21 protein-coding genes and 2 pseudogenes are annotated in these 21,362 nt (G+C 43.0%); 15 read left to right on the top strand and 8 right to left on the bottom strand.

The window, feature by feature from the left end; all coding sequences use genetic code 11:
* The first annotated feature begins 85 nt into the window (after positions 1–85).
* The gene (gene rlmH, locus QFZ81_RS34010; protein WP_307436950.1) at positions 86–565 is read left to right on the top strand and encodes a 23S rRNA (pseudouridine(1915)-N(3))-methyltransferase RlmH; all 480 of its coding nucleotides are present in this window, start codon (positions 86–88) and stop codon (positions 563–565) included.
* Between the two features lie 196 nt (positions 566–761).
* Positions 762–1,403, top strand: a complete 642-nt coding sequence (locus QFZ81_RS34005) for a MarC family protein (protein ID WP_307606293.1) — start codon at positions 762–764, stop codon at positions 1,401–1,403.
* Between the two features lie 168 nt (positions 1,404–1,571).
* Here QFZ81_RS34005 and QFZ81_RS34000 read toward each other — a convergent pair whose 3' ends face one another.
* Both QFZ81_RS34000 and QFZ81_RS33995 read right to left on the bottom strand, forming a co-directional pair.
* Positions 1,572–2,831 (bottom strand): sensor histidine kinase, encoded by a 1,260-nt coding sequence (locus tag QFZ81_RS34000; RefSeq protein WP_307606292.1) that lies wholly within the window; start codon positions 2,829–2,831, stop codon positions 1,572–1,574.
* Positions 2,831–3,508 carry a response regulator transcription factor gene (locus QFZ81_RS33995; RefSeq protein WP_307436960.1) on the bottom strand — a complete coding sequence of 226 codons (678 nt, stop codon included), beginning with the start codon at positions 3,506–3,508 and terminating at the stop codon, positions 2,831–2,833. The genes QFZ81_RS34000 and QFZ81_RS33995 overlap by 1 nt, the downstream gene beginning before the upstream one ends.
* Before the next feature lie 214 nt (positions 3,509–3,722).
* Between QFZ81_RS33995 and QFZ81_RS33990 the strand changes: the two genes are divergently transcribed.
* Genes QFZ81_RS33990 through QFZ81_RS33980 form a run of 3 tightly spaced genes read left to right on the top strand, consistent with a single transcriptional unit; the run spans position 3,723 to position 6,904 of the window.
* Entirely contained in the window at positions 3,723–4,460 is a 738-nt protein-coding gene (locus QFZ81_RS33990; protein ID WP_307606290.1) for a polyphosphate polymerase domain-containing protein, read from the top strand.
* Positions 4,457–5,137, top strand: a complete 681-nt coding sequence (locus QFZ81_RS33985; RefSeq protein ID WP_307606288.1) for a DUF4956 domain-containing protein — start codon at positions 4,457–4,459, stop codon at positions 5,135–5,137. The genes QFZ81_RS33990 and QFZ81_RS33985 overlap by 4 nt, the downstream gene beginning before the upstream one ends.
* A gap of 21 nt (positions 5,138–5,158) precedes the next feature.
* Complete coding sequence (locus tag QFZ81_RS33980; RefSeq protein WP_307606286.1) at positions 5,159–6,904, top strand: carbohydrate-binding domain-containing protein; 1,746 nt, start codon at positions 5,159–5,161, stop codon at positions 6,902–6,904.
* A gap of 190 nt (positions 6,905–7,094) precedes the next feature.
* On the opposite strand, the pseudogene QFZ81_RS33975 reads toward QFZ81_RS33980, so the two are convergent.
* A pseudogene (locus tag QFZ81_RS33975) lies at positions 7,095–7,244 on the bottom strand (YhfC family glutamic-type intramembrane protease); the annotation flags it as partial.
* Positions 7,245–7,699: 455 nt separating this feature from the next.
* On the opposite strand from QFZ81_RS33975, the gene QFZ81_RS33970 reads away from it, so the two are divergent.
* The 4 genes and pseudogenes from QFZ81_RS33970 to QFZ81_RS33955 form a co-directional block, all read left to right on the top strand.
* Entirely contained in the window at positions 7,700–8,032 is a 333-nt protein-coding gene (locus QFZ81_RS33970; protein WP_307436969.1) for a TM2 domain-containing protein, read from the top strand.
* Between the two features lie 18 nt (positions 8,033–8,050).
* Positions 8,051–8,446, top strand: a complete 396-nt coding sequence (locus tag QFZ81_RS33965; protein WP_307436974.1) for an NINE protein — start codon at positions 8,051–8,053, stop codon at positions 8,444–8,446.
* 250 nt (positions 8,447–8,696) lie between these two features.
* Positions 8,697–9,713, top strand: coding sequence for an SDR family oxidoreductase (locus QFZ81_RS33960; RefSeq protein WP_307606283.1), 1,017 nt, complete (start codon positions 8,697–8,699; stop codon positions 9,711–9,713).
* Between the two features lie 485 nt (positions 9,714–10,198).
* Positions 10,199–10,378, top strand: a pseudogene (locus tag QFZ81_RS33955) (hypothetical protein); the annotation flags it as partial.
* Here QFZ81_RS33955 and QFZ81_RS33950 read toward each other — a convergent pair.
* The 3 genes from QFZ81_RS33950 to QFZ81_RS33940 form a co-directional block, all read right to left on the bottom strand.
* Positions 10,325–12,061, bottom strand: coding sequence for a glycine betaine ABC transporter substrate-binding protein (locus QFZ81_RS33950; RefSeq protein WP_307606279.1), 1,737 nt, complete (start codon positions 12,059–12,061; stop codon positions 10,325–10,327). The pseudogene QFZ81_RS33955 and the gene QFZ81_RS33950 sit on opposite strands and share 54 nt — an antisense overlap.
* Positions 12,061–13,263 (bottom strand): quaternary amine ABC transporter ATP-binding protein, encoded by a 1,203-nt coding sequence (locus QFZ81_RS33945; protein ID WP_307606277.1) that lies wholly within the window; start codon positions 13,261–13,263, stop codon positions 12,061–12,063. Before QFZ81_RS33945 ends, QFZ81_RS33950 begins: the two co-directional genes overlap by 1 nt.
* Before the next feature lie 337 nt (positions 13,264–13,600).
* Positions 13,601–14,155, bottom strand: coding sequence for a DUF3231 family protein (locus QFZ81_RS33940; protein ID WP_307436986.1), 555 nt, complete (start codon positions 14,153–14,155; stop codon positions 13,601–13,603).
* 400 nt (positions 14,156–14,555) lie between these two features.
* Here QFZ81_RS33940 and QFZ81_RS33935 point away from each other — a divergent pair, with 400 nt between their 5' ends.
* The 6 genes from QFZ81_RS33935 to QFZ81_RS33910 all read left to right on the top strand — a co-directional run bounded on the left by QFZ81_RS33935 (position 14,556) and on the right by QFZ81_RS33910 (position 20,410).
* A complete protein-coding gene (locus tag QFZ81_RS33935; protein WP_307606275.1) occupies positions 14,556–15,869 on the top strand; it encodes an ATP-binding protein in 1,314 nt (437 codons plus the stop codon).
* Positions 15,844–16,737, top strand: a complete 894-nt coding sequence (locus tag QFZ81_RS33930; RefSeq protein ID WP_307606272.1) for a response regulator — start codon at positions 15,844–15,846, stop codon at positions 16,735–16,737. The genes QFZ81_RS33935 and QFZ81_RS33930 overlap by 26 nt, the downstream gene beginning before the upstream one ends.
* 288 nt (positions 16,738–17,025) lie before the next feature.
* Positions 17,026–17,823, top strand: coding sequence for a transporter substrate-binding domain-containing protein (locus QFZ81_RS33925; protein ID WP_307606269.1), 798 nt, complete (start codon positions 17,026–17,028; stop codon positions 17,821–17,823).
* A gap of 97 nt (positions 17,824–17,920) precedes the next feature.
* The gene (locus QFZ81_RS33920; protein ID WP_307436999.1) at positions 17,921–18,577 is read left to right on the top strand and encodes an amino acid ABC transporter permease; all 657 of its coding nucleotides are present in this window, start codon (positions 17,921–17,923) and stop codon (positions 18,575–18,577) included.
* A complete protein-coding gene (locus QFZ81_RS33915) occupies positions 18,574–19,296 on the top strand; it encodes an amino acid ABC transporter ATP-binding protein (RefSeq protein ID WP_307437002.1) in 723 nt (240 codons plus the stop codon). Before QFZ81_RS33920 ends, QFZ81_RS33915 begins: the two co-directional genes overlap by 4 nt.
* A gap of 124 nt (positions 19,297–19,420) precedes the next feature.
* Positions 19,421–20,410, top strand: a complete 990-nt coding sequence (locus QFZ81_RS33910; RefSeq protein WP_307437005.1) for an asparaginase — start codon at positions 19,421–19,423, stop codon at positions 20,408–20,410.
* A 30-nt stretch (positions 20,411–20,440) separates the two neighbouring features.
* Here the strand turns inward: QFZ81_RS33910 and QFZ81_RS33905 are convergent, their stop codons facing one another.
* Entirely contained in the window at positions 20,441–20,950 is a 510-nt protein-coding gene (locus tag QFZ81_RS33905; protein ID WP_307437008.1) for a DinB family protein, read from the bottom strand.
* A gap of 4 nt (positions 20,951–20,954) precedes the next feature.
* Positions 20,955–21,350 (bottom strand): VOC family protein, encoded by a 396-nt coding sequence (locus QFZ81_RS33900; protein WP_307606267.1) that lies wholly within the window; start codon positions 21,348–21,350, stop codon positions 20,955–20,957.
* Positions 21,351–21,362 lie beyond the last annotated feature (12 nt).

The raw sequence follows: 21,362 nt of genomic DNA, 5'->3' as shown, positions 1-21,362 counted from the left end.
TCCAATGAAAGCGTGGAAATAGGGTGAATGAGCTCGATTTGATTGTATTTTATCCAATGGAGCAAATGAGGGGAGATTGTCGGTTATGCATTTACAGATATTAACCGTAGGGAAATTGAAGGAGCGCTATCTCGTGGACGGGATAGCGGAGTATGTTAAGCGCCTTGGGCCGTATGCCAAGGTGCAGATGATTGAGGTGCCGGATGAGAAGGCACCGGAGAACATGAGCCCTGCTGAGGAGCAGCAGGTGCGTGTGAAGGAAGGCGAGAGGCTATTAGCCAAGCTCGCTGCGGACGTGTACGTCGTGGCGCTGGCCATCGACGGCGAGATGTGGTCGAGCGAGCAGCTGGCAGGCTCGCTCGACAAGTTGGCCACCTATGGGCGGAGCCAGGTGGCCTTCGTGATCGGCGGCTCGCTGGGGCTATCGAGCGAGCTGCTGCGCCGTGCGGATATGCGGCTGTCTTTTGGCCGCATGACGCTGCCGCACCAGCTGATGCGGCTGGTGCTGGTGGAGCAGATTTATCGCGCGATGCGGATAAATCGGGGGGAACCTTATCACAAATGACGGCAAGTTTTTGATGAAAGATTTAGGGTGCATATCGAATTGAGCATTAAATCATATGTGATGTATGATTGCGGAACCAAAAGAATGGATGCCATTAAGCAGGAAATTCATTCTTTGGAAAAGGACACTACCGATACGGATTGAGAACTATTAAAAACTGGACAAGGAAACAGAACATACAACTAGGAGATACTACATGGAAATGTACACATCATTTTTATTGCTGAGCCTCACTTCATTCTTTACACTCATTAATCCACTTGCCATTATGCCAATCTTTATGTCGATGACAGCCGATCTTGAATCACAGAAGAAAGTCCACACTGCTCGTAAAGCAGTAATTGTTTCATTTTTTATATTGCTCATATTTTCAACTACTGGCGAATGGGTATTTCACTTTTTCAACATTTCAATTAACAGTTTAAAGATTGTCGGTGGGGTTATTTTCATTTTAATGGGACAGGATATGCTTCAGGCACGACTTGTTCGTACAAAGGTTGATAAAGCGGATGTCGATACATATGTAAATGATATTTCCATTACTCCATTGGCTATTCCAATGATTTGTGGTCCTGGGGCAATTACTAATGGAATTGTTCTTATGGAATCTACGACAAATTTGATGGAGAAGATTATATTAATAGTTGTGATGGCGGTTGTACTTATGCTTACTTACATTGTCCTTGTTAACTCAGCTAAAATTTATCAATTGATTGGGCCAACAGGCAATAATGTGCTAATGCGTTTAATGGGACTAATTGTTATGGTGATTGCCATTGAGTTTATGGTAAGTGGAATTACGCCGATTATCCAGCAAATTCTGAAAATTTCGCCCTAGCGATGGTCAACAGCGCAAGCTATTGACCGAGGTGTATATAATTGAAGCGTCGAAGAACAATTGTGTGTCTTTGACGCTTTTTTGGTCTGATTTATTCAAAAGTTAGGGAGCGGGGCCCGTGTATCGTCAATCTTATGTGGAGGGGCATTTTTTGTGTTAGCTGCAAGCCTAGGGAAACTGAACATAAAACGAAGTAGTCTCATTCAGCACGCTTTTCGCGTAAATCTTTCCTTTATGCTGTTCGACAATTGATTTGGCTATAGCGAGTCCCAGGCCATATCCGCCATGCTTGCGTGAACGAGATGAATCAGCGCGGAAGAAGCGGTCGAAGATTCTTTCTAGATGCTCTAGTGGGATGCCTTCGCCTGTATTGGTCACCTTTAGCATAATATCGTTATGACGCTTCTTTAAGGTGAGCGAGATAGATCCTTTAGGATTGGTGTATTTGATGGCATTATCCAAGAGAATCATGACCACCTGCTTGATTTGCTCGCTGTTGCCGTGAAGGGGCAAGTTAGGTTCAATCTCGTAATTTAATGAAATATTTTTCTCGAACATAACGGCTTCCATCGTTAGAATGACGCTTTCAACGGATTCGCTCACGTTGAAGTTCGTGAAGATCATTCTTGCTCTGGAGTCATCCATTTCGGTTAGGTATAGGAGATCGTTGGTCAGCGTCTTCATTCTTTCCGTTTCCGATTTGATATGGTGCAACCACTTCGATTGATTGTGAATCGTATCTTCGCTATTGGATAAGAGAACGTCCGCATTGGTGTTAATGACGGCTAATGGCGTTTTCAATTCATGGGAAGCGTCGGCGATAAATTGCTTCTGTTTATTGAAGGCTTCTCTGACAGGAGCGATGGAGCGGTTCGCGAAAAATCGGCTCGTAAAGTAGATGACAATGAGCATAATCAATCCCACGACAGAGAACGTATACACGAGATTCGTAAGGATGTTCTGCCGAGCAGTGACGTCAAGGTATACAACGGAATACCCTGTGGCATTTTTTTGCACGATATAAGCCCATGAATTGCCATCTAGTTTAAATTGGCCGTCATCCGAGTTATTGGAGGCGGCTTTCTTTATCGCCAGGTCGTAGAACTCGGTGTCCATGTCAAATCGGGATTTGGTGGCTGTGATCTTCCACTGTGCGTCTGTTTGCAATAAGAAAGAGACTGAGCGTTCCGGCGACAGGTCGGCATTTACCTTGGACTCTTGTGGAGGATGATCCCCATCTGGTCGCGGCTCTCCCTTTTTTCCGCCAGGCTTGAGGTAGAAGTCGGATACTTTATGCAGCTCCATATCGATATCGCGCCGTACGTTCTGATAGGTAATCGTATAAATGGAAGCAAAGGCCAAGAGCATGATGAAGGAGATGATGACCAGGTTAGCGATAAGAAATCGATTGCGAAGCTTGCTGAACATTAGGTGGTCACCTCCAAAACATAGCCTACGCCTCTAATGGTGTTTATTCGGACCGATGAATTCAGAAAAGCAATTTTTTTCCTCAAAAAAGAGATGTAGACTTCCACGTTGTTATGTTCAACCTCGGAATCGAAGCCCCAGAGCTTTTCGATGATCTGTTCTTTCGATGTTACCGAAAGCTTCCTCGACATTAGCAGCTCCAGCAATTCGCTTTCTTTTAAAATCAGCTTGAGTTCCTTTCCTTTGCACGTAAGCTTGAGATTCCCCGTATTCAATTCGATATCTCCGAACTTTAACGCATCTTCGGGCATGACCTCGCCTTTGCGCCTTAAAGCCGCTCTAATTCTCGCGAGCAGCTCCTCGGTCGAGAACGGTTTGGCAACATAGTCGTCAGCGCCGTAATCCAGACCTGAAATCTTATCGGATATTTCCCCTCTGGCTGTAAGCAGGATAACGGGAGTCGAAATCCCTTTGTTGCGAATCGTCTTCAATAAGGTGATGCCGTCCATCTCAGGCAACATAATGTCGAGCAATAACAGATCATATATGCCGCTTAATGCATTATCCAGTCCAGATTGGCCATCATGGACAGCGTCGACGGAGTAATTGTGTTTTTTTAAAATTTGGGTTAAAGCCTCCGCTAAATGAACCTCATCTTCTACAATTAAAATTCTCATGATTGCTTCCCCTTTTTGTGTCAGTTTGGTAAAGCCACGCTGCATGACTTCATTATAGGGATCGAACCTTTAATCAAACTTAATCTTAACACTTGTCTAGAGCTTAATAAAAAATTTACATGAAATCCATCATTTAAGTTTCACTAAAGGTTCGAGGGCTAATATACAGACATGAAGCAGCAAGCACTCGCAAAGGAGAAAGGGGAGCATCCCAATGGCGATCGAAGTGTTCAACCGATATGAAAATAAATATCTGATGGATAGCAAAGCCTTTTACGTTATATATAACCGATTGCTTGAATATATGGAGCTCGATGAATACAACAAGAATGATAAGTTCTATTCGATAAGCAACATGTATTACGATACCGAACATGATTCTTTAATCAGGAACAGCTTGGCGAAGCCAAAATACAGGGAGAAACTCCGAATAAGAGCCTACGGCATTCCTGAAGAAGATGGCAAGGTGTACTTGGAGCTTAAGAAGAAGGTATTCGGTTTAGTGAACAAAAGAAGGACGGCGCTAATGCTGAACGAGGCTTATGATTTTGTCCGCTCTGGTGTTGAGCCGGAATTCAAGGCTTATATGAACAAGCAAGTCATCCAGGAAATCAAATACTTCCTTCAAAGATATGACCTGCAGCCCAAAGTGTATCTGGCTTATGACCGAATTGCGATGTTTTGCAAAAATAACCGGGATCTGCGGATTACTTTTGATACGAATATCCGATCTAGGCGGTATGACCTCAAGCTTGAAAATGGGGATCAAGGAGAATCGCTGATCAGCCGCGGGCAATGGTTAATGGAAGTGAAGGCGGAGAAAACGGTGCCCCTCTGGCTATCGAAAATGCTGTCTGAACACCAAATGTTTCGAACAAGCTTCTCCAAGTACGGTAATGAATACAAAAAAATGCGAAATGAAAGATTAGCGGGGGAGAGAATTCAATTATGATAGAATCCATTTTGGCTTCGGCTCAGGTAAGTTCGGATTTAACCTTAGTCAATGCGTTGTTAACTATCTTGATTTCTTTCGCACTAGGTGCGATTATCAGCTTCACTTATATGAAAACTCAACCTATGTATAATCAGAGCTTCACTTTGACGATGATTGTATTGCCTGCGATCATAGCGGTTATCATCCTGTTGATCGGCAGCAACATAGCTAGAGCCTTTAGTCTTGCCGGAGCCTTCTCCATTATTCGGTTCAGAAGCGCTCCTGGAGATCCGAAGGATATCGCGTTCGTCTTGTTTACGATGGCGGCTGGACTTGCATGTGGTGTCGGTTCATTCGGTTACGCGGTGCTGTTCACAATAGCTCTTTGCTTATTAATGTTCTTCCTGAAAGCTATCAAATTTGGAGCAAAAAGATCCTCGCAGAAAATGCTGAAAGTAACAATCCCGGAAAATCTGGGGTACGAGGAAGCTTTTGATGAGATCTTCAAGACATTCAAGATTGATTATGAGTTGAGAAAGGTCAGAACCACCGAACTGGGCAGTTTGTATGAGCTTGTATATCTGGTTACCATCGATCATCTCACGAACCAGAAAGAATTCCTCGATGCCGTCAGGTGCAGGAATGGAAACTTGGATATTACCCTAACGATGAGTCCAACCGTATCAGAATACTAAAATTAGAGAGGTAGATGAGATATGAAAAAACTTTTAATAACAAAACAAGCCGGTGTAGTTCTATTATGTGCTGTTATAGCATCAGCATGCAGCGATCAAACCGCCACAACAAATTCCAATGCGGAGGCTTCTTCGACAGCATCAGCGTCAAGTACGAAAGCAGCCAGTACCGATCTAATCCAGAAGGTCGAGTATGCTGATGATGACAAGTACACGGATTGGAGCTCGTCGAATCCGACCGAAATCAAGCTGAATGGTACCGGTGCAAGCATTAACGGTTCAGGGGCAGAGGTGAAGGAAAGTACGGTTTCGATCACAGCGGCTGGAACCTATGTGGTGAGCGGGAAACTGGATAACGGTCAAATCGCGATCGACGTAAAGGATAAAGGAACCGTTCGTTTGGTATTGAACGGAGCGGAGATTTATAACAACAGTACCTCGGCTATCTTCGTCGAAGAAGCAGGGAAGACAATTATCTCGTTGCAAGAGGGAACAAATAACCTGGTCTCAGACGGAAAAACTTACGTCTACCCGGATGCGTCAACAGACGAACCCAATTCGGCTATCTTCAGCAAAGACGATCTTACGATCAATGGTGCCGGAAAGCTCGTCGTTCAAGGAAATTACAACAATGGTATTACCAGTAAGGATAAGCTGAAAATAACCGGAGGAACGCTTGATATTCATGCTATTGACGATGCACTTATGGGGCGCGATTTAGTGGCTGTCCAAGAAGGCAGTGTGACCATCGAAGCTGGCGGACACGGAATCAAAACAACGAAGGATACAGAGGGTTCCGAAGGTTACATTGACATTGCCGGCGGTTCGTTCAACATCAATTCCGGCGAAGATGCCTTGCATAGCAGCGGCGGTCTTCACATAAATGGGGGAGATATGCATATTAATGCCGGCGACGATGGGATTAACGCGGAGGTCTCGATCGCTATCGCGGGAGGTACGATTGATATTGCCAAAAGCAATGAAGGGATCGAAGCCCCTACGGTCGTGATCTCAGACGGTAAAACAAGTGTTGTCTCGAGTGATGACGGCGTGAATATCTCATCGGGAGATGCCGAAGCCGCTGGTGGAGGTGGGCCTGCTGGACCTGGTGGAAATCAATCCGGCGCGGCTTCAAGCAACAAACTTACGATTAGCGGAGGGAATCTTACTGTCGATTCGAAAGGCGATGGTTTAGATTCGAACGGTTCGATTGCAATGACCGGCGGTACCGTTATCGTTAACGGTCCAACTGAGAACGGCAATGGCCCCTTGGATTACGACGGGACATTCGTAATGACGGGTGGATTCCTGGTTGCCGCAGGCAGCTCCGGCATGGCGCAAGCTACATCCGAGCAATCGACACAGCCAGGCGTTCTGATGACCTACTCGAAAGCGCAGCAAGCAGGCGCTATGGTTCATCTGGAAGATAGCGATGGCAATACGGTTCTAACATTTACTCCACCGAAAAGCTATCAGTCTTTGTTCGTCAGCTCCCCGACAATCAAGAAGGATGCTTCATATACGCTTAGCTCGGGAGGAACGTCGACTGGTAGTCAAGTGAACGGTCTCTATGACGGCGGCAAGTACCAAGGGGGGACGAAGGTGGTTGATTTTACAACCTCGAGTGTCATAACCTGGTTGTCCGAATCGGGTGTGACCGCGGCAAGAAGCGGGATGGGAGGTCCCGGCGGCAATCGAGGACAGGGCGGAGGCAGAGGTGGAATGCCACCAGCAGGTGGTGGAGAACCGCCGCAAAAGACGCAGTAATTGATCAAGTTAGCTAACAAAGTTCCGTGGGTGATCGAGGCTGTATTCGAGGATCACTGCGAATCTAAGGGCACCCAATTTGGGTGCCCTTAAAATTCGCCTTTTTAGAGTGATACAGAGAGGCGTGGAGAGATGCAATTTATAAATATCGCAGGGATACGCTCGAATGCAGTATGCCCATACCGACGCTTATTATCAATACCTCGATGCCGCCGTGGCCTATCCCTACAGCAATGCCATCTTTGCGCTCTTTGCGCTTTTTTAATAGAAAAGAGAAGCCTATCCAACGTCCACCGTTTTCAAATATACCTGCGGCCAGCCCGCCGTAGATGATGACTATCTATGCAAGAGCGCTGATTTAATCATCATCCTTGTAATTCGCTTGCTCGCCGATTGCCAATAACAGGCCGATCATTGTTTTGGTAATCGAGCCAATTTCATACAGGTATTTGGATGAATCAACTCCGTTGCCCTGTCCCGAAGTCCAGATCGAACGCGTGGAATCGTGAACTAATCCGACTGTTAACTGATGGTTGGGACGCTCCGCCCACCGCTGAATACGCTTTTCTGAGAGATATAGAGATTTCTCGCGCTACCCTAGATGACAAGGAAAAGGACCTGAAAGCTAATCCTAAAGTGTATCTCATAGTAAAAATTTATTAGGTAGTTAGTAGGGGTAAAGATAGGGAATTTTGCAATCTTTATGAAAAATTAACCAAATTTAATAAAAAGGTACTATTAATTAAAGAAATTACATTGTATAATTTAGCCATTATTGAGAGATGGGGTCGAAATATGTCGTCACTTTTGCAAAAACAAAACTTAACAACGGAGCAACTTCAATTACTTGCATCCGAGATGAGTAAGAAACAAAAAACGGGTGGTATTGCTTGGTTACTTTGGTTCTTTACAGGTGGTATCGGAGGGCACCGTTTTTACCTAGGCAGAGTTGGAACAGGGGTTGCCATGTTACTTACGCTTGGTGGATTAGGAATATGGACATTAATTGACTTATTTCTTTTGTCCGGTATGATTAAGGATACCAATGAAAAGATTGAGAATGAGATCCTTTCTGAGCTTCGTCTGATTAGTCAAGCAAGAGCTAACTCAGAAGTAGCCGCGGGATAGGTTTACGAGTATAAGAAAATGGATAACTTACAATTATTGCGCACTTTAACTTTGGAAGAGCTAGGCATATTAGAGGCAGAATTACTCAAAAAGCGAAAATCTAAAGAAGCAGTTTGGGGCCTTTGGGCAGGATTACACTTCTTTGGTGCTCACAGGTTCTATACTGAAAACTATTTGTATGCAAGCATAATGTTTGCGACTACATTTGTTCCAAGTATCGCCATAATTTTATTAGCTGTTTACACTGATTTAGAATCGTTCAATTACTTCATGTTGTGGGTGCTCATCTTCATACTAAGCGGATCCTTACTTTGGAGTTGGATAGATGCTTTTTTCCTAAATAAGCGTATAGAAGAAATGAACCATGAGCAGGAACGGAATATCATTCATCGAATTAAAGGAATGGATCATTAATAACCTGAACAATCGTAGCCCTATCTTATGAGATAGGGTTTTGTGTTTTATATTCCCGCTCGAATAAACGACCTCACTCACGGAAGCGAGGAGCAGGGGGGGAAACAGGGCATGTGGGTAAGATTACCACGTGTCCTTTTTATATGGGTACCTAGGGGAGGTTTTATGAGTGCAACGTCGAATGATTGTGTTACAAGATCGATCTGTAAAATCGTATGGAAGATATCAACATTAACGGAGGTGTTTTTACATGAAAGCGCTATTTATCGGAGGCACAGGGACGATCAGCTCTGCAATCACCAAGCAGTTATTAGAAAAAGGATGCGAACTTTATCTTCTGAATAGAGGCACAAGGAATGAGGACTTGCCGGCAGGCGTAAATATTATAAAAGCAGATATTAAAGATGAAGAGCAAGTATCTAAGCTTATTGCGAACTTGGAATTTGATGTCGTTGCTGATTTCATAGCATTTGAACCGGCTCAGGTGGAGAGAGATTATCGCTTATTTAAGGGTAAAACGAAACAATTTATGTTTATTAGCTCAGCTTCTGCCTACCAGACGCCTTTATCCGACTATAGAATTACAGAGGGAACTCCTTTATCAAACCCATATTGGGAGTATTCCAGAAATAAGATTGCTTGTGAAGAATATTTAATGAAGCAGTATCGTGAGAATGGTTTTCCGATAACAATCGTAAGACCAAGTCACACCTATAGTGAACGTTCGATCCCACTTGGCGTACATGGAAGTAAGGGTACCTGGCAGGTTGCTAAGCGAATGCTGGAGAACAAACCCGTGATCATTCACGGAGATGGTACTTCCCTGTGGACAATGACACACAATAGTGATTTTGCAAAAGGTTTTATTGGTTTAATGGGCAATATACATGCGATTGGTGAGTCCGTTCATATCACTTCAGATGAGACGGTTACTTGGAATCAAATTTACGAGGTAATTGCTGATGCTCTAGGAGTAAAGCTTAAAGCTGTCCATGTTTCGTCTGAATTTCTGGTTGCCTGCAGTAAGGAGGATTATAGGGGTGGGTTGCTAGGAGATAAGGCTAACTCGGTCGTATTTGATAATTCAAAACTGAAACGACTTGTTCCTGAATTTGTTGCAAGCACACGATTTGATCAAGGGATTAGGCAAACGATCGCATATATATTAGCCCATCCTGAACATCAAAAAGAGGATAAGGAATTTGATAGTTGGTGTGATAAAGTTATCCATGCATTAGATGCTGCTATAAGGAATATATCTGAATAGGTCATTCCAAAGGTAGGGATCAGCCATGTATTGGTTATTTTTAATCATTATTTTGATAATCGTTCTAATTTTTTTGGTCCTGTTTGCACGCAAGGCTAGAGATAAACTTGAGACAAGAAAAGTAGTTCAATTATCACTTAAACAAAAAAAGAATTCGGTGAATAAACAAACTTGTAGTTTTTGTCGTAAAAAAGCCAAACGTCTTCATTTTTATTCATCAGAAAGCGGTCAGGTACTAGGAGTATGTGATCAATGTAAACCACAAGCGGAGCGACGAGCTTTGATGAGAATATAACTAATTATGAAGGCATTCGTTGGTGACATATAATAGTCAAAGAACAGGTCGGGAGAACTTTTTCCTGGGCTGTTCTTTTTGTGTTGATTAAAGATAATTCCTCCCATAATGCTAGAATTATTCAAGCAGGTAATAGGAGGAATCTAGTTGAGTATAATTGGAAATTGTCGTTTTATGAGATTTTAGAACAGGATATTCTTCTTTAAGCTATTTGAAACTTTTTCCCATCGACAGTTTAAAAATCGATCGTTCTTTTGCAAGTAATATCTTTGCGGATTCAAAGGATGCAGCACTTGTTCAAATGCCGCTTCCGTTATTATTTAACCAGATCCTCAATGGAAGTAATGTTCATATATTTCGGAACGACTAGACCGAGCTTGGTTCCTATTAGGTTGGGTCCCAAGTCCTCGAAGTTACCTTTAAACTTCTCATAATAATCTTTATGCGTGGTTGGCAGCCAAGCAGCTACCATGGCATCAGCATCCCCGCTAGCGATGCCGGCCCACATAGGTCCAGCCTCAACCTGAAGCATATCCACTTGGTATCCCAGCTTGCTCTCCAGCACGTATTTAACCACATTTGTACTGGCAATTTCTGAATCCCATGCTACATAGGCAAGCTTTAACTTCTTCCCTTCCACCTTGGGGATACCGCTAATCCACGCATTTACCTTATCCGGGTTAGTCTCCACCCACTGGGCAGCGGATTCCTCTGGCTTCTGGCCATCTTGGATGTTCGCCATCACCATTTCCATATCGGCAGGTTTCCACTGAAATTTATCGAGGAATTGATAGGCCGAAGGTTGATCGGCTTGCAAATGGAGACGTACAATCGTGTGAATCTCTTCATCTCCGCCGAATACGTTTTTCGGATCTGCCAAATATTTCAGATCATACTTAGAAAACATCCAGTGTGGTGTCCAGCCTGTCACAATGATGGGCTTGCCTTCCTTATAGGCTTTGTCCAAGGCAATAGTCATAGCTGTACTGGAACCTTCAACTAGCTTCCATGAGGAAAGATTATAGGCCTTAAGTGCTTTGTCCGCAGCATTCATTAAGCCGGAACCAGGGTCAATGCCAATAATGCTGTAATTTACCTGGTCTCCAACAAAAGTACTCGTTGAAACAGGAGATTTCTTCCCTATTCCTATAAAGATAGCAACGACACAGAAAGTGGCTATAGCCGCGATTACCAGGGGCTTCTTTAAGGCGAAAGACTTTTTCCCTGTTCTCTTCTTTCCAATGACGCTTTGTGTTAATCGGTCCAGTAGGATAGCCAAAACGACAACAGCAAGTCCTGCCTCAAACCCCTGTCCTGTCTTCAATTGAGTCACAGCTCGGTATACGTCTGCTCCGACGCCCTGTGCTCCGATCATTGAAGCAATGACTACCATCGACAGAGACAGCATAATGGTCTGGTTGATCCCGGCTAATATGGTTGGCAGTGCCAAAGGAAACTGTACTTTGAAAAGCTTCTGAGCCGGGGTTGACCCAAATGCATCAGCAGCTTCTACTAAATCGGCTGGTACCTGTAGAATACCAAGGTTCGTTAAGCGAATGGTCGGTGGGATCGAGAAAATAACCGAGGCGATAACGCCTGGAACCACGCCAAGACCGAAGAAAGTAACCGCAGGAATGAGGTATACAAACGCAGGCATTGTCTGCATAAAATCCAGCATCGGGGTCAGTGTACTCCTCACCGAGCGGTTTCTGGCACACCAGATCCCGAGTGGCAGTCCAAGAACGATGGAAATAAGGGCGGAGGTTAATACCAAAGCCAATGTGTCCATTGTGGAATCCCAGTATCCGAGATTAAGGATAAGCAGCAATCCGAGCACGGCAAATAGTGCCAGCCGCCACTTGCCGAAATAGTAAGCAAGGAGCGTTAGAAGTATGATAACAACGATAGCGGGGAAGGCATGAAATAAGAAAGTAAATCCGCCTACGATCCCGCTTATGATAGATGAGAAGAAATTAAACAGGAAGGCAAAGTTGGTATTGAACCAACTGATGATGGATTCGACCCAGCGGTCCAAAGGAATTTTCGTGAACATTAGGGGTTCACCTTCTTGTCAGTAGTATCATGGGTGCCTGCGATAGCAGCTAGGACTGCGCCACGAACTATAATGCCTAGTAAACGGCCTTTTTCATCGACCACTGTAACCGGAATTTTGGCACCGCTAATAAGCTCGAAGCATTCATTTAAATGGATATCAGGCGGGACTGTAAGCACATCACGAATGACGATATCCCCAATCGTTTTATGATCTTTGACTGCAAGAACTGCATCTTCTGCAGTAATGGCGCCAATGAGCCGTTTTGCTTTGTCCACAACGTACAGGTTTGAAATCCCACTATCCTGCATTAACTGCAAGGCAACCCTAGGTCCTCGTTCCAAAGTGATTGTTTCTGGCCTGCGCATCACGTGTGCAGCCGTTAATACTTTGGACAGATCGACATCCTCTACGAATCGTTCCACGTACTTGTTCGCTGGATTCATTAATATTTCTTCTGGAGTCCCAATCTGGACAACGGAACCCTCTCGCATAAGAGCGATTCTGTCACCAATTCGCAAGGCTTCATCCAAATCATGTGTAATAAAAATAATTGTCTTTTTCATTTTATCCTGGAGCTCCAGCAGTTCATCCTGCATATCCTTACGAATTAAAGGATCCAGTGCACTGAACGCTTCATCCATGAGCAAAACATCAGGATCGTTCGCTAAAGCGCGCGCTAGTCCAACCCGCTGCTGCATGCCTCCGCTCAGTTGGTCGGGATGGCTGTCCTCCAATCCTTTTAAACCGACAAGCTCCAAAGATTCCAGCGCCTTTTGCCGATTGGCCTGCTTGGAGCCGCCTTGAATCTCCAGTCCAAACTCCACATTCTCAATGATTGTTTTATGCGGAAACAAGGCGAATTTCTGGAAAACCATACTGATCTTGTTGCGCCTAACTTGGCGAAGCTGTTCATGGTTCATCGATACAATGTTCTCGCCATCAATGAGAATTGTTCCAGAGGTGGGTTCAATCAGACGATTCAATAGACGGACCAGCGTAGATTTACCGCTTCCTGACAATCCCATAATCACGAAGATCTCGCCCGCCTGTATGGTTAAATTGACCTTATTTACACCAACGGTATGCTTCGTTTCTTCGTATATTTTCTTTTTGGACCATCCTTTATCAAGAAGTAAAAGGGCCTTCTTGGGATCTTGTCCGAATACCTTCGTCAAATTATTGACTTCAACAATATGCATAGCTACCTCCTGTTGTTTAGTTGAAATCAGACTATCCTTAAATCAGAAATTCCCTCTCCGATCAAAAAAGCCGTAATAAAAATATAAACATAATAGCGGGAATTGAAACACGAGGTCTAAAAAGGGATAACAAGTGCGAGAGGTTTTTTTGTTTCTGGATTCTTGGAAAGGCGAAACAGGCGAGCTATATACGAGTATGGTGTAATCATTGACGTACCAGAAAATGAGGAATTATTATTTCTCACAGAGTGAGGCTGATTGGCGAAACGGAGTTCTGCATTTTTATAAAAGGGGCTTTCCTAAGAGTCTAAGACTTAAAAGGTAGCCCCCTAAAGTTTTAAGTTGATGTTTGTTGGGAGCCAGGAGGAATGAAAAACGGCGGCATTTTAATCCACCCGCGTTTCATCATTAATTGTTTTAATTTTGCCCCCAACATGACTTTTTCCGCTTGGAATTGAAGAAACATTAAGCCAAAATCGGTCCGAATCGATTCTGCATTGGCACCTGCGGCACGGAGAATCAAACTAACGATTTTAAAAGATAATTCGTTGGCAAGTACTTCATCCGTCAATTTAACGCCAAGCGGAATACTATTAGGATCCGAGTGAGGCATATTTTCATGAGCAGGAGGTAAAGTAATTCCTTCCTTAAGCATGAATTCATAGAGGCGTTCCCGTTGACTATGATTGAGTTCCAAATCATCCTTAAGCATGGCTTTCAGATCCTCATCACTCGTGGTGTTTATACCCGCTTGAACAGTTGCTTTGGCTATTTCAAGGCCTGCTAAGTAAATCCAACAAGCCATCACCTCTCCTACATGAAGAGGTTGGGGTTTTTCTTCATCAGTTAAAGATTTGATTGTAGTAATTGCTGCTTCCAATATGCCAACCATTGTGATTCCTCCCGACATTGTCATTTATTTGCATATTGTTTACTTGGCAATCTTTTTTATTCATACTATAAGTGCAATCTATAGAACAGCCAATCAGTTGTAAACAAAGGAAATGGGTTTGACTGAAACTGAATTGAAAAAAGTGCTTAACAGGCAAACAGCGATTCTTTTCTTCGCACCGATTGTTGTGGCGCTTGTCCATGGGGCCGTGGCACTTACGGCATAATTTTTCATCGTTCGCTTTTTCTATACGAAACAAATTAAAGCTGTCATTTAAAAGGAGAATGACGGCTAAGCTTTTATTCAAATGAGGGATCATGTATGTTAGTATAAAGCATTAGAATTTTAGTTCATGGGTAGCGGATAAAATCTGACCCCCCAAGTAGGTGCGAATCGAAAGATGCAGAATTTGGTCAAAAACGAAAGATTGCAAATAATCGTCATCGCTATAGCTACGGCCACTGGCGCACAATTCAAGATAAATCCTTTTAGCAACGATTATTTTCGCATTGGTCTTGGGGTTAGTATCTTTTTGTTTTTTTTATTGCTCATGCCGCATCTACCCTATGTGAAGACGGGTTTCCTAACGGGGATCGTTAGCATGATCGTTCAGTCTGGAGATTGGATCTCTCACGTGCATTCATTTACGATCTTGGAGAGCTTACAGAATAATGCAGCAGCCGGTTGCTACTATGTTGTATTTGCATTTGGAATGAGTAAGCTTCGAAAAAGATTGAACGAATTTCACCCCCTCATGTTAGGTGGATATATCGCATTAATTGACTTCGTTTCTAATGAAACGGAGCTCTTATTGCGTGGGGTATTCCTTGGTACGAATACCTTTTATTTTAAAGAATGGTTCCTTATAATGGTCATAGCCGTAGTACGCAGTTATTTTGTTATCGGTCTGTACAACAGCATCGTTATTAATCAGATGCGGTTTCTCCACGCTGAGCAGGAAAAGCGGATGGAGCAGATGCTAAACATCAACTCTGGTTTGTATGGAGAAGCCTTTTATTTAAAAAAAGCAATGGATACCATAGAGGGGATTACCGCGGATAGCTATGACCTCTATCGGAAATTAAATGAGGACAATCTTAAAAGCTATAGTCAGCGTACGCTAGGAATTGCTCAACAAATCCATGAAGTTAAGAAGGACTCCCAACGTATTTTGGCAGGTTTATTAAAATTATTCGATAGTGAAGTTGTCGTTCATATGAGTCTTTCGGAGATCATGCACTTTGTCGTAAAGGGAAATCAAGAATATAGCGAAATGTTAAGGAAAAAGGTTATCATTGAAAAAGAACTGGCATTTAATCTGAACACTACGCACTATGTGCCTTTGCTGACGATCATAAATAACTTAGTTGCCAATGCGGTAGAAGCTATAGAGAAAAATGGAATCATACATATTCGGGTCTTTGAAAAAGAAGACGACGTATATGTTATCGTCATAGATTCAGGAAAAGGAATTCCTGATCATAAGAAGGAGCTTATTTTCGAACCAGGTTACACGACAAAATACAATGAAGAAGGGATAGCAGCAACCGGGATCGGTCTTTCTCATGTACGCGATATTGTTCATTCCTTTGGGGGGAGTATCGCAGTAGCATCAATGGAGAAAGCAAGCGGTACTCAGTTTGTTGTTCGTCTCCCAATAACAAGTCTAAGTAAAGAGGGTAGAGTCGATGGCACTTTCAATTATGATCGTTGATGATGATATCGTTTGCAGAAGTATGCTGCAAGATATTATTGATGAATGCGGCATTGGCGAGGTTATGGGGACAGCGGAAGGTGGAATTGAGGGGACTCGAATGATCCTTAAATCGAAACCGGATGTCGTGTTGATTGATTTGCTGATGCCTGATCAGGACGGTATTGAGACAATCACGCAATTAAAAAACAGTGGGTATGACGGAAAATTTATTATGATTTCACAAATTGAGAATAAGGACATGGTAGGAGAAGCTTATCAAAAAGGAATCGAGTTCTTTATTCATAAGCCGATTAATCGCGTGGAAGTAGAGCACGTATTGAGCAAAGTCAATGAGCAGTGGAAATATGAGCGGTATGTTTCTGAGATCAAGCAATCTTTAGCTAAATTAGATATCGCTGGACCGTCCTCTCCTCGTAAAGAACGAAAAGTTCGTGATGTGGTGAAGACAATTCTAATGGATTTGGGAATCATCGGTGAGATAGGCAGTAAAGACATTATAGCTTTAATGGAGAATGCCATCGAACATAGAGAAGCAACTAGTTTCCCTCCTTTAAAAGAATTGTATGAGTCTGTCGCCCACACCTATAAACAAAGCCAGAAAGATATTGAGAAAGAAAGTAAGGCGATTGAACAACGCATTCGACGGACGATCATGGCTGCATTAAATAATATGGCTTCCATTGGTTTAACCGATTATAGTAATCCTAAGTTCGAATATTATGCCCCGCTGTACTTTGATTTCCAGGATATTCGGATGAGGATGAAAGTCATGGACGAAGAACAGCATCCCGATAAAGGAAAAGTAAATATCAAAAAATTTTTACAAGTTTTTTATATGGAAATACTAGAAAAATTAAATAGTTGAGTAAGGAATTCAACCTCTCAAGTCTGGAGATAGTAAGGACTGAAGGTTTGGATTCCTTTTTTTATTTCGCTGTTATATATCATCACATGAGATAGATGCCGATACGAAATGTAATCGGATACAAATTTTTCAAGTAAATTTAATCGTCGCGCATGTAAACTTTATTTTCATGTCGTGTAATTGTTTTTGTAGGATTCTGTATGTTGCTGTAGAGCGGGAGGTAGTATGTAATTACAAACAGATCGAATCCATCGATCTCAATTTTAATAGAAGAAAAGGGGTTCTTACATGAAAAAAGGTTTATCAGTAGTACTGGGAACGGTTATAGCTTTAACACTTAGTGCTTGTGGAAATGGTGCAACTACGGATAATAAGACTACGCAACCCGCACAAACAGCAACAGCTAAAAAATACACGTTTGGTACAGATGCGACGTATCCCCCTTTCGAGTTTCAAAAAGATGGCAAGTACATTGGAATAGATATTGATTTAATCAACGCAATAGCCAAAGAAGAAGGATTTGAAGTTGACTTAAAACCTATGGACTTCAAAGGAATTATACCTGCTATTACATCGAAACAATTGGATGGCGCTATCGCTGGTATCAGTATTACGGACGAACGTAAACAGGTTGTTAGCCTTTCGGACCCGTATTACCAAGCCGGACTTTCGCTAATCGTTCGAGAAGATAACACAACAATCAAAACTCCTGAAGATTTGAAGGGGAAAGTCATTGCTATTAAAAAAGGAACTTCCGGAGCAAAACTTGCCGATGAATATGGTAAAAAATATGGCGCGACAATTAAGTATTTCGATGATAGTCCGGCCATGTATCAGGAAGTCGCCAATAAAAATGCAGATGTAACGTTGGAAGACTTTCCGGTTATCTCTTATAAGATTGCAGTTGATCCCAATTCCAAACTGAAAATCGTTGGGGAACGTTTGAACGGGGATTACTATGGTATCGCGGTAAGAAAAGATAACGAAGAATTGATGAAAAAAATTAATGATGGACTCAAGAAGATCAAAGCTAACGGAAAATATGATGAAATTATCAGCACTTATATGGGAAAATCCACAAAATAGATAACACAAGCGCTAACCTTTTGTCACCCAATGTTCGCTGGGCTTCAGAAGGTTAGCGTCATTATGAATTCCATTAAAAAGGAAGGGTTGGGATCCGGTGACTTCCTCGTTGCAGGTTATTTTAGATGCACTACCCATGTTGTTGAAAGGCGCTTTAATCACCTTTAAAATTGTTATCATCTCTTTACCGATCGCTTTTCTTATAGGTCTAATTACGGGTTTGATGAATGTTTCTTCTAGTAAAATTCTTCGGACTATTGCTACCTTTTATGTTGATATCATTAGGGGAACACCGCTATTAGTGCAGGTCTTCTTTGAATATTTTGGTATCCCTGCTTTCTTTGATATTCGAATACCTGCAGAGACCGCAGGTATTATTGCCATCAGTTTAAATGCGGGCGCTTATATATCGGAGATTTTCCGTGCAGGTATTGTCTCTATTAACAGGGGACAGATGGAAGCCGCGCGCTCGTTGGGATTAAGTAAATGGTTGACGATGCGATTGGTCATTTTACCACAAGCCATTCGCCGGATGGTGCCTGCTTTTGTCAACCAATTCATTGTAAGTATTAAGGATACTTCCCTTTTGTCCGTCATTGGAATTAGCGAGTTGACACAGAGCGGGGAGATTATTATCTCTGCGAACTATCGTGCTTTTGAGATATGGGGAGTCGTGGGTGTCATCTACTTTATTATCATCTATGCTTTATCCCGCTTAGCTCGCGTATTTGAGAGGAGGTATGCTTCCAAATGATCGTCGTACAAAACTTGAAAAAGAAATTCGGTACGAACGAAGTACTGAAAGATATTTCTACTACGATCCGAGAGAAAGAAGTGGTTTGCGTCATTGGACCCTCTGGATCAGGAAAGAGTACATTCCTACGTTGTCTGAATCTTCTTGAGGATGTGACGTCTGGAAAAGTTGTGATCGGCGATGTCGAAGTTACTTCACCTAACACGAATATCGATCAACTGCGCCAAAATGTAGGAATGGTATTTCAACTCTTTAACTTATTTCCTCATCTGACCGTATTGGAAAATATCATGCTAGCCCCGAAGCACATTAAAAAGGTAAATAAGCAGCAAAATGAACAAAAGGCCATGGAACTGCTGAACAAAGTGGGCTTGGCCGGGAAGCGGGATGCGTACCCTGACCAGTTGTCTGGTGGACAACAGCAGCGTGTAGCCATTGCCCGTGCGCTGGCTATGAATCCACGCGTGATGTTATTCGATGAACCGACTTCGGCCTTAGACCCCGAGATGGTAGGCGAAGTGCTGCAAGTGATGAAGGATTTAGCCCATGAAGGGATCACCATGATTGTCGTTACGCATGAAATGGGCTTCGCTCGCGAGGTGGCAGATCGTGTAATCTTCATGGATGGAGGGTATATCGTAGAAGAAGGAACACCTTCCGAGTTATTCGATTCCCCCAAACACGAACGTTCTCAAGCATTTCTTAGCAAAATCCTATAAATGGATTTATAATGGTTATAAAAACTCACCTCTAGCAGGTCGCTCATCTTTGAACGGCCTTGATAGAGGTTTTCTACATGTTGCTCTTTTATGTAAGCGGAAACCATGCGAAAGGAACGTTTCTATGAAAAAGATACTTTTATTAGCTACGGGTGGAACCATTGCATCTGTGGTTGGGGAGGATGGATTGACCCCGGGGATGACGGCCGATGAACTGATAAGCTATTTGCCGGCACAAAATCACCTGTATCAGGTAGACAGTAACGTACTGATGGAAATTGACAGCACGAATATGCAGCCTGAATTTTGGGTCCGTATCGCGGAAGCCATTTATAAGAATTATGATGAGTATGATGGATTTGTGATCACGCATGGAACAGATACGATGAGTTATACATCGGCCGCGCTTTCCTATATGCTGCAAAATATGAGTAAGCCGGTTGTAATTACAGGTTCTCAGGTTCCAATCCACAACAACCACACAGATGCCATCCATAACATGCGCAATGCTGCCCAGTTTGCGTGTGAAGACATTGGTGGTGTATTTATTGTTTTTGATGGCAAGGTGATTAACGGGACAAGAGCCGTGAAAGTGAGAACCCGCAGTTACGATGCCTTTGAAAGCATTAATCATCCTTATGTGGCTTACTTTGAAGGCGATGAAATCAAGTACACTACGTCTGTTGTACCTGAACAAAATAAAGAGATAAAGCTGGATATATCGCTATGTCCCGATGTTTTTTTGTTAAAGCTGCATCCAGGTACGAAGCCTGAACTTTTTGACTATCTGAAACAAAACTATAGAGGCGTGATTATCGAAGGCTTTGGTTTAGGAGGGGTTCCTACCCAAGGTCGCAACCTTCTTCCGAAAATCATTGAGCTTATAGAAGCAGGAGTCGCTGTTGTCATTACGACACAATGTCTGGAAGAAGGCGGCGATCTGACGCTTTACGAAGTTGGGCGACGAGTAGGCAGAGAACAGATTATTTCGTCGAAGGATATGAATAAAGAAGCAATTGTTCCGAAATTAATGTGGGCTTTAGGCAAGAGCAATGACCTCAAAGAGATAAAGGAATTGATGGAAACGTCGATCGCCGATGATACCACTTTATAAAAAGCGACTTATCTCGATAGCGATCTTATTTCACTTATTTACATCATACAAGTAAAACACATAATCACTAGATACACCTGCATGTCCGAGCTGGCGGAGCATAGAAGTGATGTTGCCGCGGTGGTAAGTGCCGTGATTAACAACGTGCTGGATAAGCTCTTCGTTGCTGGCATGCAGGACGCCATAGGTTGGATGCGGAAAGTCTTTCATGGCTTGCCAATCGGCATCGCTATTCAGAAAGGTTTTGTAAGTCTCGGCTAATTCCGAGAAGGCGGCCTCTAGTTGTTTTAAGCTTTTCCCTTTGGTCTTTTCTTCAGCAGTGACGATCAGCTCTCTGGTCTGCTCATAGCTGCTTCCCCTCATGCCGGACAACCAGACAGTATCCACTCTGAAGATGTGCACAAGGCCGGCACAGATGGTTGGAAATACATTGCTCATCTCCTGCAGCAAAATCTCCTCCGGCAGTTCCTCTAAACGAGCGAAAACCCGCTTATTAGCCCATACATGATACTCGTAATTTTTGAGAATTTGAGTAGACATCGGATCAATCCTCCTTCTTATTTGCTTGATAGAGTTCTATTAATGTGCCATCCGCATCCCGAAAATGGGCAAGTCGTCCATTCCATGTCGGATGATTAAATGGTTCTTTGACGAATTCGATGCCTTTATCGGATAAACGATTGTAGGTATCATCTATATTTTCAACTTCAATATTGAGTACAAAATTCGTTGCATAGCTGCCGCTTTGCACCAAATCTTCTCCCAGTGCTTCGCCCATGGCTTTGCGGGACAGCAGCTCGATACGAGCAGCTCCCGTGTTAAACAAGGCGTATTCCATCGACTCCTCATACCAGTCAGCTTTTAACTCTAATTGATCCCTATAAAAAGCTGCGCTTTTGTGAAAATCATTTACCAAAATACGAACTTGTAATAAATTCATGGTCGTTCCTCC

It is taken from the genome of Paenibacillus sp. V4I9 (genome assembly GCF_030817295.1).
Lineage (GTDB): Bacteria > Bacillota > Bacilli > Paenibacillales > NBRC-103111 > Paenibacillus_E.
This window is presented reverse-complemented; position numbering and strand designations above follow the sequence as displayed.

Excerpts from the sequence above, each read along its gene's own strand:
- QFZ81_RS33910 (WP_307437005.1), top strand. The coding sequence starts at position 19,421 with ATGAAAAAGATACTTTTATTAGCTACGGGTGGAACCATTGCATCTGTG.
- QFZ81_RS33940 (WP_307436986.1), bottom strand. The coding sequence starts at position 14,155 with ATGGTTGGCATATTGGAAGCAGCAATTACTACAATCAAATCTTTAACT.
- QFZ81_RS33930 (WP_307606272.1), top strand. The coding sequence starts at position 15,844 with ATGGCACTTTCAATTATGATCGTTGATGATGATATCGTTTGCAGAAGT.
- QFZ81_RS33900 (WP_307606267.1), bottom strand. The coding sequence starts at position 21,350 with ATGAATTTATTACAAGTTCGTATTTTGGTAAATGATTTTCACAAAAGC.
- rlmH (WP_307436950.1), top strand. The coding sequence starts at position 86 with ATGCATTTACAGATATTAACCGTAGGGAAATTGAAGGAGCGCTATCTC.
- QFZ81_RS33905 (WP_307437008.1), bottom strand. The coding sequence starts at position 20,950 with ATGTCTACTCAAATTCTCAAAAATTACGAGTATCATGTATGGGCTAAT.
- QFZ81_RS33915 (WP_307437002.1), top strand. The coding sequence starts at position 18,574 with ATGATCGTCGTACAAAACTTGAAAAAGAAATTCGGTACGAACGAAGTA.
- QFZ81_RS34005 (WP_307606293.1), top strand. The coding sequence starts at position 762 with ATGGAAATGTACACATCATTTTTATTGCTGAGCCTCACTTCATTCTTT.
- QFZ81_RS33935 (WP_307606275.1), top strand. The coding sequence starts at position 14,556 with ATGCAGAATTTGGTCAAAAACGAAAGATTGCAAATAATCGTCATCGCT.
- QFZ81_RS33945 (WP_307606277.1), bottom strand. The coding sequence starts at position 13,263 with ATGCATATTGTTGAAGTCAATAATTTGACGAAGGTATTCGGACAAGAT.
- QFZ81_RS33970 (WP_307436969.1), top strand. The coding sequence starts at position 7,700 with ATGTCGTCACTTTTGCAAAAACAAAACTTAACAACGGAGCAACTTCAA.
- QFZ81_RS33965 (WP_307436974.1), top strand. The coding sequence starts at position 8,051 with ATGGATAACTTACAATTATTGCGCACTTTAACTTTGGAAGAGCTAGGC.
- QFZ81_RS33925 (WP_307606269.1), top strand. The coding sequence starts at position 17,026 with ATGAAAAAAGGTTTATCAGTAGTACTGGGAACGGTTATAGCTTTAACA.
- QFZ81_RS33950 (WP_307606279.1), bottom strand. The coding sequence starts at position 12,061 with ATGTTCACGAAAATTCCTTTGGACCGCTGGGTCGAATCCATCATCAGT.
- QFZ81_RS34000 (WP_307606292.1), bottom strand. The coding sequence starts at position 2,831 with ATGTTCAGCAAGCTTCGCAATCGATTTCTTATCGCTAACCTGGTCATC.
- QFZ81_RS33985 (WP_307606288.1), top strand. The coding sequence starts at position 4,457 with ATGATAGAATCCATTTTGGCTTCGGCTCAGGTAAGTTCGGATTTAACC.
- QFZ81_RS33995 (WP_307436960.1), bottom strand. The coding sequence starts at position 3,508 with ATGAGAATTTTAATTGTAGAAGATGAGGTTCATTTAGCGGAGGCTTTA.
- QFZ81_RS33990 (WP_307606290.1), top strand. The coding sequence starts at position 3,723 with ATGGCGATCGAAGTGTTCAACCGATATGAAAATAAATATCTGATGGAT.
- QFZ81_RS33980 (WP_307606286.1), top strand. The coding sequence starts at position 5,159 with ATGAAAAAACTTTTAATAACAAAACAAGCCGGTGTAGTTCTATTATGT.
- QFZ81_RS33960 (WP_307606283.1), top strand. The coding sequence starts at position 8,697 with ATGAAAGCGCTATTTATCGGAGGCACAGGGACGATCAGCTCTGCAATC.